We start from the raw sequence: 17,076 nt of genomic DNA, 5'->3' as shown, positions 1-17,076 counted from the left end.
CGGATGTGATGGAGGTGGTCGAGCGGGAGATCGAAGATCTGGAGCGGTTCTGCTCCGACTTGGCCCAGGGCCGCTTCTCTATCTACTAGCAGGATGCTGAAAAACCCTCCATTCACCCTTCGACCGGGTACCCGGCTTCTGGGTGAGGGCGAACGGAGGAACTCTTGAAATTGCTGATGATTTTCCGTTCGTGGTGAGACTTGTCGAACCACGAAAAAGACTTTTTCACTATCCTGCTAGAGGGACGCCGTGATCTGCTTCCCCGGGCCCGATTCGCGCGAGCGCGCTCTATGGAACTAAGCCGGAAGGAGAAGTTCTCCAACCGCCGTTCCCTGGGTTTTCTTCTGGGAGCATTGGCCTTCTTCATCCTCCTCTTGATCCTTCCACGACCTTCTGGACTCTCTGCCTCCGGGCAGCGGGTTATAGCGGTCGTAATCATGGTGGTTCTCCTGTGGGCCACCGAAGCCTTGCCGGTTGCCTTGAGTTCCATTCTGGCTCTTGTCTTCCTCGCAGTGGTTCAGGGGGTAGGCTCAACGGCGGATCTCTTCGCCGGTTTCGCTTCTCCTCTTCCGTATTTTCTCCTTGCGATCTTGGTCATGAGCCAGGCCGTGAGGAAGAGCGGACTTGCCGACCGGATGGCAGGCTGGCTCATTCGAGGTGGGATGGGTCACTCCGGCCGGCTATACCTTAAGCTGTTCCTGTCCATGCCCTTCCTCGCCCTTGTCCTGCCCTCGGCGATCACACGCAATGCGATCCTGATCCCCGCCTACGAGAAAGGATTCCGGCGTTTGGGTCTGGCCCACGGCGATCCTTTACCCCGCGGCATTCTTCTCTCTCTCGGTGTTTTGCATCCACTGGCCTCCTCAGCTCTGCTGACCGGTGGAATCAACTCCATGACGACGGCCACCCTCCTGGGCGGATTTTCCTGGCTGCGCTGGTTTGTCCTGATGGCGCTTCCCTACTGGACTCTGCTGGCCCTGGGCGGTGGGCTTATTGCTTTCCTATACAGGCAGAAAGTGATTGCCCCTTATGGGAATCCGGAAACCCCGGCTGGCGCAGGCCCCCTCTCCTTAACTGAGGGCAAAGTCCTCGTGATCGTGGGAGTGACCTCGCTTCTTTGGCTGACCGACTTTTGGCACGGCTTGAATCCGGTGATCCCGGCGCTGCTGGCGGCTGCCGTCTTGCTGTTGCCGTATCTAGGCATCTTGGGCTGGAAGGATTTCGAGGAATCTGCGTCGTGGTCCATGTTCCTTGTGCTAGGGGTTTCTTTAACACTGGCCCAGGCATTGGCTGCCAGCGGTGCAGCGCAGTGGTTTGCGCGGGAGGCGATCCTGGCCCTCTCTGCCAGGGTCCTGGCACCAGAGTGGATCCTGGTTTTCCTGGTGGTCCTGGTGAGTGTGGTGCACCTGACCATTACGAACATGACCGCCTGTATTTCCTTACTGATCCCTGTGGCGGCGACGTTTGGCCGCACTCTCGGGCTAAACCCGGTGGTTTTGGGACTCATCGTGGGAATCTCGGTAGATGCGGTGATCCTCTACCCGCTGCAGACCACTACGAATCTCATGGCATACCAGTTGGGATACTTTAGTGCCTGGGATGTCTTCAAGGTCGGGGTCCTGATGCTGATTCTCACGGCTCTGGTGGTGGCTTTCCTGGCCGTCCCATACTGGCGGGCTCTGGGCCTGGCCTTGTAGTGGTGATGGCCATGCTTCTTTTACACAATTCTTCCTGCTGCAGTAAAAGGAGGCTCTTCTGAGGCACATCCAGGCGGTCAGACGACAGCATGAGGACGATACACTACGGCCCCCATTCGCTACCAATCTCTTGGAAGACAGGTACGACATCAGGACCGTTCAGGAGCTGCTGAATCACCGGGACATGACCACGACGATGATCTACATACACGTCTTGAATCGAGAAGGGAGAGGGGTTCGTAGTCCGGCAGACGGACTGGCGGAGTTGGCGAGTCTCTGGCAGCCATAAGTGGAATATGCCATCCATGGGGCAGTGCTTTCCCGCCGTGGGGGAGGGTATGATGTCTTGACAACTTCTTGGAAAGGAAAGAGAATCGTGGCTGTTGTGGGAAGTGTCAGCAACCGTGCTATGCTGACCAGTATGCTCAGTAGTTGTGTCGCAAGCGGGGAAATAGGAAATAGCCATGCCTGTCTTGTCGTGGACATCGATCGCATTCTACTGCGCGTTTTCAACCTTCGTTTTTTACCAGCAACTACACACCAAGCACTTTCAAGGTGCAAGCCAGGCGTTCGGTTTTGCTTTGAGCATTTCCGCTTTGCTTGGGATGCTTACTGGGTTCGGATATCTTATCTACTACGGCTGGTCTGTTGCGTGGTGGGCTCCGTTTGTAATCTTCGTTATAGGTCTCATAAGCTCCGTCATCGGATTTATGCTTGAACGCGTTGTAGGTGCGTTGGCACTAAGTCTCTCGGCATTCGTAGGATGGCCTGTATGCGCGTACTTCATGTTCAAGCTCATGCCAAGCGCCACATAACGAGCGGCTGCAGAACGACCGCAAAGGTGCGATGCACCTTTGTGCCCTCGCGTTGGTCGGCGGCATCTGAGCCGCGGCGTTAGGTTTCGAGAGGGCTTTTCGGTGGACAAGTGTCCGACACATTTTTATCGGTACAGAAAGCTAAGCGGAGAGTTCAGCGAATATGTTGAAAGGACGGTTTGTCACAACGAACTTTACTTTCCAAAGCCATCTTCGTTCAACGACCCTTTCGATTGCCGCCCCTCTTTCTCATTTGAGGCATCGAATGAAGAGAAGGCGACTTAAAAGATCGCTCAAAGAAGCAGCTGCCAAATCTGAATCGGGAACAGCGAAGACGTGAAGCCAGGAACACACTGAACGACTGGGAAACCCCCGAGACGCAAAAACGCATTCAGGACTCGCTAACTGAACTCATTACTGAACATGTAGGTGTCCTCTGCCTATCGGCCAGGAAGGACGACATCTTGATGTGGTCACATTACGCGGACTCTCATAGGGGTCTATGTCTTGAGTTTGACGGCTATTTTAAGTTTTTCGCGCGCGCCCTAGAAGTCAACTACCCCGAAACCGATGTGAGGCCTCAGATTAATCCCTACCGAGACTCGCGAGACCAGATGGTGGATAAAGCGGTGCTTACTAAAGCCAGCCATTGGAAGTACGAAGAAGAGTGGCGCATTCTTGAGCACGTCAATGGCCCAGGCGTTTATAGGTACCCTCCCGAAGCCCTCACGGGAATAATTCTTGGTGCACAGATACCACCGCAGGCCGTCGCCAAGGTCTTGGGCTGGATTGAAGAACGGGGACACTCCATTAAGCTATACCGAGCATCACCAAATCCAACCAAATTGTCCCTGATTGTTGATGAAGTATCCATTAGCCAGTTCAAAGCCTAACTGGTCAATCAACCGGACCCCAAAAAGCTAGGAGATGGGGTCAAATGGGAGAAAGGGTCAGGCTTGCATAATTGCTTTTTGGTGTTTGAACAATGGTTTCGCCTCTGGCCTGCCTGTGCGCCTGCCCGCGCGCCTGCCCGCGCGGAAACGCAGGCGGGGACACGCAGACAGGCCCGCCTGCGCTCGCGATGCGCTGTAATGCTCCCACGGCCCGACTCAGCGTTGAGACGTCCCGGTTGAACCGTCGGGCGACTTCCGTGAACGGCACCGCACCTGCTGCGTGCTGAGCACGGCCGGCAGTCTTTTCTCCCGCTGGACGCGCAGGATGTCGAACGAGGTCCGGGCTCTTGCCGTAGAAGTCGCACAGCATGCGCACGGCGCGGGTGGTGCACTCCTGGGTCCGCGCCCCGAGTCCGTTCAGTGGCAGGGCCTTCATCGATTGCTCGTACCCGTACCGTTCCAACTTAATCCGGCTAATTTTAACGGCCTGCCCGGTAAGAAAGTATGGACCATGTGAGCCGGGAACGTAGCAGAAAATAGTTGAAACGGCACCAGTGCGAAATATCGTTGCACGAAGATGCTCAGAAGTGTAGATAGATAAGAAGCGAATGAGTGGGAGTAAGCCTGTCCAAGACAAGAAGGAGATGATACCCATGAAGGCGATTACGTTACCCGCCCATTTTGATGGGGAGCAGATCCGGCTCGATGAACCGTATGTGTTGGAACCGGATACCAAACTGCTCGTCACGGTGTTACCGAAACACCCCGCTGGGGACGAACAGGATGCTTGGTGGCCATTGGCGACCGCCGGGTTAGCCGCTGCCTATGGGTCAGATGAGCCGGAGTATTCCTTAGACTGCCTCAAAGAACGGAATCCCGAGTATGCGGGAAGCTGACATCATTCTCACGCCGGTCCCTCAAGCCGACGGACAGGTGAAGCACCGGCCAGCTCTGGTCTTGCGGGAGATGCCGCGGTATCACGATTTACTAGTCTGTGGGATCAGCACGCAACTCCATCATACGTAGATGGCTTTGATGAGCGGATTGTTGCCACGGATGCGGATTTCGCCGCCAGTGGATTGGTCGCAGATTCGATTATCCGGTTGGGGTTTCTGGCAGTGGTCCCTCGCCACCGAATCGCGGGCGCGATCGGGAGCATTTCCTCGGAACGTCATCGTCGTTCATTGTGTATACACTGAGCGCGTATCTCACCGCTCAACAAGAAGCCTCATGGTAAAGTTTGACCGGCATCGATACTCGGTCACTACATGGCGCGCCTAACCACGCGCTGCAGGCCGACCGGAACCGCGCTCGGTTTTTGAGGCGCTGTCCCGAGATTCACGGCTCTGCCTCTAATCTCTGCTGGGGGCGGTTCCGGCGGCTGAGCGCGGAGCGTTATGCGTACCTCCTCCGACCTGACGCGCCACTCCTTGCCGGCGTGCATCCGCATCTCGAGTCCCTACCCTCTCGTGCGCCGGGCCATCATGCAACGCCGCCACGAGGGTGGCTCGCAGGCGAAGCCCCTTTTTTCGATGAGGTGCTCACGGATCCCGGGCCCGGGCCAGTGTCAGGTCCCGCTCCTCGGGATCCCCGCGGTTCTTGAGACCGCGCGTGCCGCGTCTGCTCGCGTCCTGATTCGCCGTCACTTCTTCAGCTTCAGCAGCCCCTCGACGCCCAGGTCGAGCCCGAAGCTCGTGACGAGCAGCGTCCCCACCTCCGAGAGCTGCGCGCCGAACGTGTCGGCGTTGAGTGCCCAGTACACGGCGATGTAGAGCCCGGCCAGGACGGCGCTCTGGAGCTTTCTAGCCTGGTGGACCGTGAGCGCCTCCAGCGGCGCCGGCACAGCGAGGGCGCCGGGCGCGGCCGATCCCATGATGTCCGCGGCCGCCACTGGAGCGGCGGCGGCAAGCGAGACCCACGGACCGCTCACGAGAGCGGGCTGGGCCGGCCCGAGCAGGGCGCCGGGCATCACCTTGACGACCTCCTGGGCGAGCTGGAGGAACTCGCGCTTCTGGTACAGCGGTAGCAGGTTCGGCCGGGCGGCCGCCGGCGCCTCCTCGAGCAGGCCCTGGCGCCAGTGCCCATCGAGCTCCTGGAGGCGCGTGGTAAGCGCCGCCTCAAGCGCCGCGGGATTGTCGGCCGCGCCCTCCAGCTCCTTCCGGAACGCGACCGCCGCCGCGGTCAGCGCCGGGTAGCCCGGCGTCAGCTGCCCCCGCACGGGTCCGAGCGCCTGGTCGATCAGCGCCCACTCGGCCTCGAGCCGCGCAGACAGTTCCGCGAGGCGGTTGCGGGCATCACGGAACTCTCCGTGAAACGCGAGGAAGAGCGCACGGCGCTCGCTCGGCGTCGCCAGTGGCGTCTCCGGCTTGATGGCATCGAGGGCAGGCGCCGTTCGATTGCGGTCGTCGAACTGCGTGACGACGACGCTGGGCAGGCCGAGCGGTGCCGTTCGAAGCCGGGACAGCAGGCGACCCATCGCATCCTGCCAGTCCAGAGCCGCCGTTTGGACATCCGCCGCCAGAACGCCGACGGCGCCCAGCTCGTTCTGTGCGGTGGCGACATCATTGCGGTCGAGGGAGGCGCGGGCGCGCTGCGCGGCGTCGCGCGCGGCCCGCAGGGATGGGCGCGTCGCAAGCGGCACCGGCAACGGTGGCGCGGCGAGCGCGCGCAGTTCGTCCAGCGCGGCCAGCGCAGCGGTCTGGCGCTGACCGAACTCGGTGACGGCGGCCCGCCACGCCTGGTCGAGCTGTGTCATGGCGGTGGCGATCGCCTGGGGATCATCGCCGTTCCGTGCGGTCACGAGCTGCTCCCAGCGCGGCCGGACGGCCTGCTGGAAGGTCGCGTCGGGTCGCTCGGTCAGCGTGGCGGCGACGGGGGAGAGCAGGCGCGCGGCGAGGTCGCGAGCCTCCCCGAGCTGGATCAGCTGCGCCAGGCGCTTGCGCACGAGCCACCCGAGCAGGAATCCGAAACCGATGATCACCGGGATGTAGGCGCTGCTCAGACGCGTCCGGACCTCGTAATCGAGCAGGACCGGGTTGGTCAGCTCCAGCGCGGAGAAGCGCAGCTTGCCGGTAACGGTGCCCAGGGGGAAGCCGGTGTCCAGGGCATACGGGATCTCAGCCTGGCGGTCCGCAGCGATGGCGACGGGTGCCGTCCCGGGCGTGATGCCCACACTGACGGGCAGCCCTGCCGCGCTCGACGCCACCCGCGAGACCTCGAGCGCGGACATGCGGGTCGCACGGCTCTCCTCCCGCGCGACCAGCGCCTGCTTCACCTCCGCCGTCTCGAACGGCCATTGCAGGGTTCGGCTGACGACCAGCTTCTCGGGCAGTCCCAGCTTCGCCGGCGTCAACACGATCTGCAGCTCGAGCCGCTCGCCGAGGCGCGACTTCGGCAGCGGAGCCAGCACGGCGCGATAGGTGCCCGGGCGGCGGACGGTGTCCTTTAGCTCGAGCCGCAGCGCCAGCGGCGTTCCGTCCGGGGCCGCCTCCCAGGCCACCGAGAGGGCGCCGTCCAGGTCCGAGTCGCGAAGGTTGCCGAGCGCCAGCTCGAGGACGCGAGGCTCATCCCCCTTCGCCGGCTTCTGGACGGACGGCTTGACGGCCAGCCGCGCCCGCCGCGCCGGCGCCACGTCGACGAACTCGACCGTGGCCGACCCCTCGAGCGTCACGGCCGCCGCCGCGACCGCGGCTGCTGGAACGGCGAGCTCCAGGGTCAGGAGCGCCGTGATCAGCGCCGCCGCCCTCACCGCTCGGAGACCCTCCACGGGCCTCATTGCAGCACCAAGTCGACGTCGCCGAGGGCGTGGAAGAGGAAGGCGAGCGGGTTGCCCTCCGCCAGCAGGTCGGCGCGGATCCCGGTCATCGCCTTGCCGAGCGGGTCCTTCTGCTTCCACACCCGGTTCGCGAACCTGCGGGAAAAGGTGGCGGCGAGCTTGGAGCCGACGACGCATTCGGTGCCCACGATGGCCGACGCGCCCGAGACCGTCCACGCCGTGACGAAGTCGGTGAGCGTGTCGATGCCGGTGGCGGCCGAGGAACAGGCCGCCAGGAGCACGACCGGGCGGGGCTGATCCCAGGCGGTCGGTTCCTTCTCGGCTCGCGAGCTGACATCTTCGTCGGAGAGCCACTGGGGTGCCGAGTCGATCCTGATGCGCGAGACGTCGGGCTGGGGCGCGCGAAGCTGGCGCTCGTGGTGACCGAGCAGGATCAGCAGGGCCGGTCGATGATCGGGCTTCTGGAAGAGCAGATCGAGCAGCGGCGCCGGCTGCACGGGCCCGGTAGCAACCTCCGCCGCGCCCAGGTCCCCGGTGAGGTCCGTGGCGAGCCCCACGGACTCGGGCAGGCCCGCGTCGGCGACCAGGCGCACGGGCTGGCCCTGCGTGGGGGGCGTGACCCTCGTGACCGAGCCGCCGGGCTGCTCGATTAGCTCCTCGACATGATGGCGCACGCCCCAGAACCCTCGCACGCAGTAGAGGGCGCAACGGGCATCGTGCGAACACACGGCGGCGTTGCCCGTTGCGTCCGTCTGCCACCCCAGGCAGACGCCCGCGCCCGGGTCGCCGGGCAGGTCCCAGTCGTACAGGAGAGGCCAGGGGAACGCATCCTTGTACTCGAACCGGATCACCTGGATGCGCTGCGCCTGCGCGCCGCTCAGCGCGACGAGATGCTGGCGGAGCTTGGAGCCGGGCAAGGCCGCCCGGTGGAAGAAGGCGCGGTAGAGTTTCCGCCCCCACCCCGCGAGCCCCCGGATCGTGGCCGCGACGTCCGCGGGAACGGGCGCACCCCTGACCAGCGGCGCGTAGTCGCGCCCGAGCGCGGGGCTGAGCGGGTCGCGGGCGGCCTGCTCGAGCAGGCGGCGGATTTCCTTGGCGGGATCTTCGAAGGTGACGGCGGGCAGCGAGACTTCCCCCGAGCTGCCGTCGGCCTTGAGGATCAGCTCGTGCGTGGCGCCACCGATGGAGCGGTTGAGTCCGATCGAGAGCGCGCGGGTGCCCAGCGCGTCCAGTGTGGCGAAGTTTTCGGAGCGGGACAGCTCCAGCCGTACCGTGAGGATCCGCTCGGGGTAGGCGCGCTCGGACTCGTCGACCTTCGCGTCGAGGAGGAACGACTGGACGAGGTGGTTGCGGTGGTAGACGCAGAGACGAAGCTGCGCGGCGCCGAAGCGCTCGGGGGCGCGGACCTCGAAGTAGACGGGCTCGGAACTCCCGTCTCGCGGCAGGAAGAGGGGCACGGCCCGCTCGGACAGGACCTCGAAGTCCTTGCCCTGGATGGCGACTTCGAGGTGATGGCCGGCCTCCTCGTCGGGCGGCCCCAGGAGCGGGTCAATGGGTGTGTCGATCTCGACGAGGCTGTCCGGGAGGCGCACGCCGATGTGCAGGCGCACCTGGTAGGCTGCGCCGGCCTCCAGCGATGACCGGTCTTCGAGCGCGCTGAGATACCGGCCCGTCTCCAGGCGCTCGAGCGCCACGTGGACGGCGCGGGCGGGCTCGCGCCCGCGCATCTGGCGCTCCTCGTGTAGAATCGCCCGGGCCTTGTGACTGGCCGCGTGGAAGGCGGCCCGCGCGGTGTCGAAGCGGCCGCGCATCCCAGCCATCGGCACGAAGCCATGGCTCTCGCCCAGGAAATCGCCGACGCCGCGGCTGTCGGCAATCCAGGCGCTTACCGCCGTGTCAGGAAGCGCCGGCAGCAGCGTCTCCCACCGGCGGCCCTCGCGCTGCAACTCGCCCAGCGCTTCCCTCAACCGCAGGGAGTGCAAGGAGTATGGGTCGGCGGTCAGGCGCGTCCGCAGGACGGCTTCACGCGCCGCGTACTCGGCCATCTCGTGCAGCGGGAGGTCGTGCGTGAACTCCTGGACCAGAGCCGTGAAGAAGCGCGCCAGCGCTCCGGGACCCAGGCCGCTGACCCGGAGGAGCGAGACGCCCGGCACGTCGGCGGGAGGAAGTGCGGGCGCCTCCGAGTCGAGCGTGGGGTCGACCCAGATGACAACGCGGGGCCGGCCTGGCTCGGCCAGAGCGGCCGCGACGTCGAGGACCGGCGCGGGCAGATCGGTCACCACGACGTGTGGGCCGACGAGGTGGAGGAGGGGCTCCACGTCACGCCCGGCGATGTGCAGATCGAGCCCGTGGCGACGCACGTCCCCGCCCTGCATCCAGGATTGCTGCAGGAGCTCGGTGAACCAGTCCGCACTATCGGCGCCGACGGCAGCGATCCGGAGTGGCAGCGTGAACGCGCTTCGCGGGAGCCACTCGGCGCGCGTCAGCCTCACCGAGGCGGAAACCGTGGCCACGGGGCCGCCGGCCGCGCTCAGGGCGGGCGCGAAGAACTCCTCGAGATCGAGGGCTGCCAGCGAGGGATGGGCGTCGAGGAAGATCGGCGGACGCCCGGTGCGCGACGACCTCCGGCTGCCGAGCTCGCGCACGCGATCACCGAGCCAGCCGATCGCGGGCAGGCCCGGCTGCCCGTACGGCGCCGACGCCAGCACGCGGGGCGTCCCGCTCTGATCGCGGTACTCGACGACCGTCAGGGGCGTGAGCGACTCGAGTCGCAGGACCGCCCAGCGGTCAGAGACAAGCGGCACTGCCTGATCCTCCCCGGGTGGCCGGAGGGGCCGCCGATGCTGGGACAGCAAGACACTTATTAGTATGTCGAGCGGTTGTCAAGGGCTAAGATCGGCGGCAGTGTCCCTCTCTCTCCGGGTGGGCGCGGCGGGCCCCTTAGCGCGCGGAGAGTTCGGTCATCGAGAAGAGCCCGCGGTGAGCATCGTCAACGAATCGCTGCCGCTCGGTCATGGGGGATGTCTCCGGCCACGGCATCGGCTCGCCTCCTCGCGGGGCGAGCGTACCGACTTACCCATCCTCCCGATCATGTGTTACCAATCTACCCGGTCTGTACCATCCTGTCGCCTGCGCTTGCAGCGGGCGGCGCAGGCGCCCCGCCGCTGAACCGCGCTAAACCGCTGGCGCGGTAGGACCAGCCGGCGGTCGCTCCCGCCCCGTGCTCCCGCCTGCGTTGCTGTCTTTCCCAGTCGTTATCGAGCCCCTCGCTTTTCTTCCTTCCGTCGGCCATAGCACACTCCCCTCCGGAGAGCGCCCAGCGCGGGCGTTCGCGGTGCAACTCCCTTTCGCCCCGGAGGTGGATGATGGCAACCCTACGGCAACAGATGGACAACGACAAGCTCGTGCGCGGGTTCGCGGAGCGAACGCGGGAGAGCTACCTGGCCGCGGTGGCCCGGCTGGCGAAGTTCTATCGGCGCTCGCCGGACCAACTTACGCCGGAGGAGGTCCAGGCCTATCTCGTGCACATGCTTCGCGAGGAGCAGCTCGCCTGGAGCACCTGCAATCTCTCGGTGTCGGCCTTCCGGTTCCTCTACCACACGACCCTGAAGCGCCCCGTGGCGACGTTCACGGTCCCGGGCGCGAAGCAACCCCAGAAGCTCCCCGAGATCCTGAGCCCCGAAGAGGTGCAGCGGATCATCGCGAGTACCCTCAACCGCCGGCAACGCGTCCTGCTCGCCACCGCCTACGGTGCCGGCCTGCGCCTCAGCGAACTCGCGTAGGGGACTGATAGTGATAGGGGACGATGCTAAGAAACTAAAGAAACTCGTGTGCATCGCCCTGCTCGACGTGTCTCAAGAAATAGCCCCACCCCGAGGACATGGCTCCAAGCTGTCGCTCCGAAGAGACGCTGGCAACTGAACCGGAGACGGTGTGCGGGGATCTGCCTCGCACAGCGCAGACGCTGGCCACCTTCGGCGACGCTCCCTGGCACCTCGGGGGCGAGCTGGGGGTCATCGCCATCCTCCACACGTGGGGCCAGACCCTCGTCCAGCACTTCCATCTCCCCTGCGGGGTCACCGGCGGCGCGCTTGTCCGCCTTTGGCGGGCTGGCCCGCGACCGGTGGCGGTGCCTCCCCGCCAAGCGGGGGTTCCTCTTCCCCGTCCGGGCGTTGGCGGACGTCTTTCGGGGCAAATACCTCGACCGACTGCGCCGGGCGTTCGACCGACAGCAGCTCCGCTTCGCGGGGGGTGGCGCGCCTGCCGGATCCCCGGGCCTCCGCCGCCTTCCTCGCCACACTCCGCCCGGCGGCCTGGGTCGTCTACGCCAAGCCGCCCTTCAGCCGGCCCGCCCAGGTCCTGGAGTACCTGGGGCGGTACACCTACCGGGTCGCCATCTCCAACGATCGGCTCCTCAGTCTGACCGACGGCATCGTGCGCTGCCGGTGGAAGGCCTACGCGGACGGGGACCGGGTGAAGGTCCTGGCCCTGCCGGCGGCGGCGTGCCTCCGGCGCTTCCTCCTGCACGTGGTGCCGCACGGCTTCGTCCGCATCCACCCCTTCGGGCTGTTGGCCCACCGGGGGCGGACGGCCAAGCTCGCCCGCTGCCGGGTCCTCCTCGCGACGGCGCCGCCGCCGGCCCCGGCGCCCCCCGAGTCCGTGGCGGCCCGCATACTCCGCGTGACCGGCGTGGATCTCACGCGCTGCCCGGTATGCCGCGCGGGCCGCCTGCGCGTCGTCGGCCGCCTGCCCCCCGGTGCCCTCCCGGTCCCCGTGGTGGACACCTCATGAGTCGCCCCCCAGGGCCGCCCGCTTCCTCCGCTCCCGCACCCCGCCCGTGGCGGAGGTGGGGCGCCGTCTGCCCCCGAGCCCTCCGGCCGCCCGGTCCCCGCGCGCTGGCCCCCCTCGCCCCTGGCCTGCCGTACCCCCGGTGCCTCGGGTCCGCCCCTGGACGGCGCCGAAAGCCCCTTCCCCCAGGGCCAGCACCGGGATACAATCCACATAGCCCTCGGGCCCGCGGTTCAGTTCAACCCGTTTTATCCGGCGGGCCCGCTCCCGGCACCGGGAGCCGGTTCTCTTCGGGGCCCGCCGGATAAAAGCTTATTCGTTGGACAGAATGAAACCACTTGCCGGAGGAAGCCTTGGACATCTACGAGGAGCTGGTCCTCCAATATCTGACGAAGGATGGTCATGTCTTCGTGAGCCCGCAGTACTCCATTCGCGGGGACACTGGAACCGAGTGGAGTTGCCCGGACTACGTCGCCCTAAACTTCCGAGCGAGAAGCGTTTCGGTCGTAGAGGTTTCATCTGCTCGGAAGCCTTCAACCCTCCAGGAGCGTGTCCGAACGCGGGACCATCAATGGCTGGACAGGCTCCGCGGCCAACTCACCGCAAACGGGGTTGTCGACGAGTCGTGGAAGGAGTACTTCGTCGATGTCTTCGTGCGGCGGGATGCGGAGCCGACGTTTCGGCAGGAGTTCGGCCTCGACCCGACCGTTCGCATTCACGTTCTCGAAGAGCTTGGCCCACCGTGGACTTGGACACGAAGCTATTCGCCGGATGCTGCCCGAGAGTAACTATGACGCCGAGGACACGGCGCGTTGTGTTCAACGTCAGTCCAACTTCTGGCTCCAACGGACCCGGGCGCTCGCGTTGCTCGCGCCCAGGCCGCTGAGCCTCGCCCTGGGTGTTTCTGACCTTCGTCGCATGGCAAACCGCGGCGTAGTGCTCTCAGGTACGACGAAGAGCGAGCGATGCCGCAATCTTCTAGAGATGTTGGGGCGAGGTGCGATGTGACGTGAATAAAGCGGGAGAGGGATGACCGTAAGCAAGATTATCGCAGCGATACTCGCGATTCTTGGGCTTGGAGCAGCAATACAAAACTTTTTCCTCGTTCCGCTGCTCTGGAAGCTCATTGGGATAGCTGTCGGTGCGGTCGCGGCTCTTGCGGTGATCGTTTTCAGCCTGGCAAAGTGGGCGAGGCCCCATCTAGGGGGCGGGTTCAGGCAACGCCCTTCCCATCGTGTCAAATTACGGGCGGGCTCGGCGGCAGTCTTGGCAGCGGTCTGTCTAGTGTTCGCTCTGGTTGCTTACGTTGTCGTTCGATATAATGCGATCAGCGTAGGCATAGTTACTGCCGCGAACACTAAGGTTGAATTTTGGATCCGTGGAGCCATACAGGGCGCCGATAAGCTGACCATTCAGATTCCTCCGCCCAGCCGTACGAAGTGTGTCCCGATTGACGCACCTGGGAGCGGCAGGTATCGAGCAGACGTAGTGATCGTCGACTGGAGCACCTCGAATCCACACCTGGAGCTTTCGAACTTCTTTTATCCGCAGCTTCTCGGTGTGCAGTGCATCCCTTCCATAGAACCAGACCAGATTATGGTGCGTGTTGAACCTCCAACGGCCGAGGTGTTCTTTCCAGACCGCACGTACTCCTACAACGCGGGCATCGTCATAGCAGGAGGGGTACTATGGATCGTGGCTTTCGTGGTCTTCTGGCTGCGTTCGTAGGTCTGGGGTCATTCGCGATCGGGTTGCCCACTCTCAACGCGGCGCAGGGGCTAAATCACCCAGGAAGGGTTGTGGAGATGGGAGCGAATCGCCCACTTTCCGTCGATGTGAAGGCATGGCCAGAGTCTCGCCAGACTGGAAGGGAAGGGGATTGTCCCGTATATGGCAAAGCGCCCCTCGATTCAACGCAATCTGTGCCAGCTGACGGGCAGTTTCGGCTGCGAATCGAAGCGACTAAGCCCACATACACGACCACTTACTGCGCGAGCGGCTATTACCCTCGCGCGGATCGAGATGTTCCCAATAAGGAAGACGGTTCCCCTGTGATCCCCAACCCCGTAGAGATGTATTCACGCAAGAATGACCAGACAGCCTACACGCTAATTGTCCGAAGCAAGACCGCCTCGCTTCTGAATGATCTGGCCTATCTCCAAAGTATAAATCCTGAAGGGTTCAACAAAGTTGTCGCGGCTCTCGGGTCTGATATCGGGACGAACTTCCCCATGCGGCAGAAGGCGGTGTTCACCGTCCGTGACTTGATTCTCGAGTGGAGAAAATAGCCGCCCAACGAGGCGCTGCAGGCGACGGCCAAAGGCAGGCCGCTCCTGTGCGCTTGAGTTATGCCGACTGGGCGTGAATCTCCATGCAAGGAGATCGCAGTTTGAGGAGATTGATCCGGCTTCCGACTCTTGCGCCCGTTGGCAAAGCAGCGAAGCTGTCCGCTCCCACGCGAGGCACGGTTGTTCCACTGCTGACGGCCGAGGCACGCCTAAAGCGGGCGTTGCGTTACCACCTTCACCACCTCGGGTTCAAGCGGACCCCGGAAGGAGGCTTGGCGCCGCCCGACTCCTCCAAGGATTCCTACCGCCAGCTTCACGGCGCGCAACTGCTTGAACGGCTCAAGGCGGAGCGGAGCTTCATCGCACGCCAGTGCCCTCGGCTTCGAAGCTTCTTCGCGGAAGGGAGCGAAGTCGATCCCTCGCAGGTTGCGCCCCGGCTGGAGATGGTCGAGGTTGAGACATGGCAATCAAACCTGTTTCGCCTGGCCGCGCTGACGTGGAGCGTGCCGGTGTCCCAGGGTTATGGGCGGCGGATGCGGTTTCTCGTATGGGATGACAGCAACGGCAAGCTGGTCGGCCTGTTAGCCTTGGGTGACCCCGTTTTCAACCTGGGCGTGCGAGACAAGCATATCGGCTGGACTGCGGATGACCGCCGCAAGCGCCTGGCTCACGTCCTTGACGCGTACGTGCTGGGTGCCCTTCCGCCCTACAACATGCTGCTGGGCGGCAAGCTCGTCGCCGCGCTGGTCGGGACGCGTGAAATCCGCGACGCTTTTGCCTGGAAGTACGCCGGCGTGCGAGGCCTGATCTCGGGTGAGGTTAAGCCGGCCGCCCTGGCGATGGTGACCACCTCCTCGGCGCTTGGCCGGTCGTCCGTCTACAACCGGCTGCGTCTTGGGAACTATCGCCTCTTCCGATCTGTAGGGTATACGTCCGGCTGGGGCCATTTCCACATTCCGGACCGCCTATTTGCGACGATGCGTGACTACCTCAAGGCACACGGTCACCCATACGCCGACAACCACCGGTACGGGGACGGGCCGAACTGGAAGCTCCGCGCCGTCCGGGAGTGTCTGAGGCTTCTCGGTCTCAACACGGACTGGCTGCATCATGGGATCGAGCGTGAAGTATTCGTTTGCGAGCTTGCGAACAACGCGCGGTCTTTCCTGATGGGGCGATCAAAGCATCCGCGCTACGGCTGCCTCCCAACAGTGGCCGAGGTCGCCGCTGCGGCGCGGTCGCGCTGGCTAGAGCCTCGGGCAGCACGCCGGCCTGAGTTTGCTGCTTGGCACCGGGAGGAGCTTGGCGCCCTGCTCGACGTTCCCGGTCGAGTTGCTCGGGACGAGCGGGGACGAGCCGCCGCCGCGCGGTAGGGGGGAGCCATGGGTCTTGCGAACCTCGATGTTGAGCAGCTGCGCAGGAAGGTCCTGGCGGCTTACCGTGCCGACGATCCGACCCTCGGGCGCTTCCGGGATTATGGGCGCCGCCTCCGTGCGGATGTCCGGCCGCTTCGTACCTACGCCGTCAACGCAGTGTCCTTCGTGTCGGCCGACGGCGGGGACAACCGGCTGAGGCTGGACCCGGCCGCTGTAGAGCTCGTGCGTGTGGTGGACTCGCGTGGCAACCAGTGCGCACTCGATGCGGTCCCTGGGACGATTACGCTGCAGGAGCTAGAGCAGCGCGCAGTGAGTGGAGACCCGAATGTGGTGATGCCGCTCGAGCGGCTGTGCAGTGACCTCGGGAAGGGTCTCGGGGACCTTTCGTTCATCATTCGTGGCCTCGGCCGGCCCGGCAAGAGCACGGGAGCGCTCCGCTGCTACCGGGACATCGTGGAGTGGGCCGTTCTCTATGACCTCGTCGCCAATCCGAGCCTTCAGTGGGGCGGTGACACCATCCTGATCCGGGATGGTCTCCTGCGAACGAAGTCCTTCAAGCGTGAGGTGTTTCCGCTCATCGACAAGAAACTCCGCGAGGCGGTCGCCACCCATGCGAAGCGCAACGTCACTCTCTCATTGGTCGGGGTGGCGAAGCAGAGCGCGGTGCTGGGGCGTTTAGCGGTGGCTTTGGAGCTGGAGGCCACCTTCCACAAGCCGTTTCCCTGCTACGTCCGAGTACCCGAGGACATCGAGAAGGAGTGCTACAACTTTGATCGGACGTGGCTCGACACGTACGAGACCAGCGAGCCGGACGACGACGGGCAGCGCCTCTACCAGTCGTTGGGCCGGCTCTTTCTCGTCAAGTTTGGGGACCAGTCTCTCGATCCGGTCTGGCCGGTGGACATTGCTGAGTGGCAGGTGAAGGAGGCCGAGAAGATCCTGGGCCAGCTCACGGTCGATGCGCAGCAGGGCTTCCCGATACCGGACTACCCCATGACGATTCAGCGGGCGCACGATTTTGCGAAGCTGACCGGGCTGGAGGTCGCCATTCTGGAGGATCTACTACTCAATGGTATGTGCGAGAACCTGAGCAGCGACGAAGCGGACCGGCTGCTCCGGCTCAAGCACCTCGGCAGATCCCTGGCGGCGCTCCGCTACAAGGAGGCGTGAGATGCTCTTTGCGGACTCCGAGGTCTTCGGGACCTTCAAGGGTTTCAACGAGAGAGGTCTCGAGTTTGCGGCCGAGATCGTCTCGCCCTACGACGCGAGCATGCTCGACCGTCCCCAGCTTGGGCAATTCCTGCTGATCGAGCTCGGTTCTCAGGAGGAGGCCGCCCTGGGGCGTATCACACGCTTTGTCCCAGCGGGGCTGCTTGCAGGTCCAGAGGGCGAAGACTACGTCAACACGATGCAGCGCCGGCAGAGTCCGGTCCCGGAGGACTTG

Annotated in this window: 12 protein-coding genes and 1 pseudogene; 11 read left to right on the top strand and 2 right to left on the bottom strand. The window is 64.3% G+C overall.

Annotation, left to right across the window (positions count from 1 at the left end; translation table 11 throughout):
• Positions 1-290 precede the first annotated feature (290 nt).
• From HY726_18490 to HY726_18475, 4 genes and pseudogenes are all read left to right on the top strand, one after another.
• Positions 291-1,697 carry an anion permease gene (locus tag HY726_18490; protein ID MBI4610984.1) on the top strand — a complete coding sequence of 469 codons (1,407 nt, stop codon included), beginning with the start codon at positions 291-293 and terminating at the stop codon, positions 1,695-1,697.
• 115 nt (positions 1,698-1,812) lie between these two features.
• Positions 1,813-1,986: pseudogene (locus tag HY726_18485) on the top strand (tyrosine-type recombinase/integrase).
• A gap of 993 nt (positions 1,987-2,979) precedes the next feature.
• On the top strand, positions 2,980-3,405 hold the full coding sequence (locus HY726_18480) for a DUF2971 domain-containing protein (GenBank protein MBI4610983.1): 426 nt from the start codon (positions 2,980-2,982) through the stop codon (positions 3,403-3,405).
• 653 nt (positions 3,406-4,058) lie between these two features.
• Positions 4,059-4,301: a hypothetical protein gene (locus HY726_18475; protein MBI4610982.1), complete on the top strand. Its 243-nt coding sequence runs from the start codon at positions 4,059-4,061 to the stop codon at positions 4,299-4,301.
• A 746-nt stretch (positions 4,302-5,047) separates the two neighbouring features.
• Here the strand turns inward: HY726_18475 and HY726_18470 are convergent.
• Together HY726_18470 and HY726_18465 are read right to left on the bottom strand one after the other, a co-directional pair.
• The gene (locus tag HY726_18470) at positions 5,048-7,171 is read right to left on the bottom strand and encodes a hypothetical protein (GenBank protein ID MBI4610981.1); all 2,124 of its coding nucleotides are present in this window, start codon (positions 7,169-7,171) and stop codon (positions 5,048-5,050) included.
• Positions 7,172-7,176: 5 nt separating this feature from the next.
• The gene (locus tag HY726_18465; protein ID MBI4610980.1) at positions 7,177-9,984 is read right to left on the bottom strand and encodes a hypothetical protein; all 2,808 of its coding nucleotides are present in this window, start codon (positions 9,982-9,984) and stop codon (positions 7,177-7,179) included.
• A gap of 558 nt (positions 9,985-10,542) precedes the next feature.
• Between HY726_18465 and HY726_18460 the strand changes: the two genes are divergently transcribed.
• From HY726_18460 to HY726_18430, 7 genes are all read left to right on the top strand, one after another.
• Entirely contained in the window at positions 10,543-10,962 is a 420-nt protein-coding gene (locus HY726_18460) for a site-specific integrase (protein ID MBI4610979.1), read from the top strand.
• A gap of 469 nt (positions 10,963-11,431) precedes the next feature.
• Complete coding sequence (locus HY726_18455) at positions 11,432-11,971, top strand: transposase (protein ID MBI4610978.1); 540 nt, start codon at positions 11,432-11,434, stop codon at positions 11,969-11,971.
• 350 nt (positions 11,972-12,321) lie between these two features.
• Positions 12,322-12,756 (top strand): hypothetical protein, encoded by a 435-nt coding sequence (locus tag HY726_18450; protein ID MBI4610977.1) that lies wholly within the window; start codon positions 12,322-12,324, stop codon positions 12,754-12,756.
• Positions 12,757-12,997: 241 nt separating this feature from the next.
• Positions 12,998-13,696: a hypothetical protein gene (locus HY726_18445; GenBank protein MBI4610976.1), complete on the top strand. Its 699-nt coding sequence runs from the start codon at positions 12,998-13,000 to the stop codon at positions 13,694-13,696.
• 715 nt (positions 13,697-14,411) lie between these two features.
• Positions 14,412-15,629 carry a DUF4338 domain-containing protein gene (locus tag HY726_18440; GenBank protein MBI4610975.1) on the top strand — a complete coding sequence of 406 codons (1,218 nt, stop codon included), beginning with the start codon at positions 14,412-14,414 and terminating at the stop codon, positions 15,627-15,629.
• 9 nt (positions 15,630-15,638) lie between these two features.
• Positions 15,639-16,802, top strand: a complete 1,164-nt coding sequence (locus HY726_18435; GenBank protein ID MBI4610974.1) for a hypothetical protein — start codon at positions 15,639-15,641, stop codon at positions 16,800-16,802.
• A gap of 1 nt (position 16,803) precedes the next feature.
• Positions 16,804-17,076: ATPase (locus HY726_18430; GenBank protein ID MBI4610973.1), on the top strand; the 273-nt coding region annotated here is incomplete at its 3' end.

It is taken from the genome of Candidatus Rokuibacteriota bacterium (genome assembly GCA_016209385.1).
Lineage (GTDB): Bacteria > Methylomirabilota > Methylomirabilia > Rokubacteriales > CSP1-6 > JACQWB01.
Note: the sequence above shows the minus strand (reverse complement) of the source record. Positions and strands in the feature narration are given on the sequence as shown.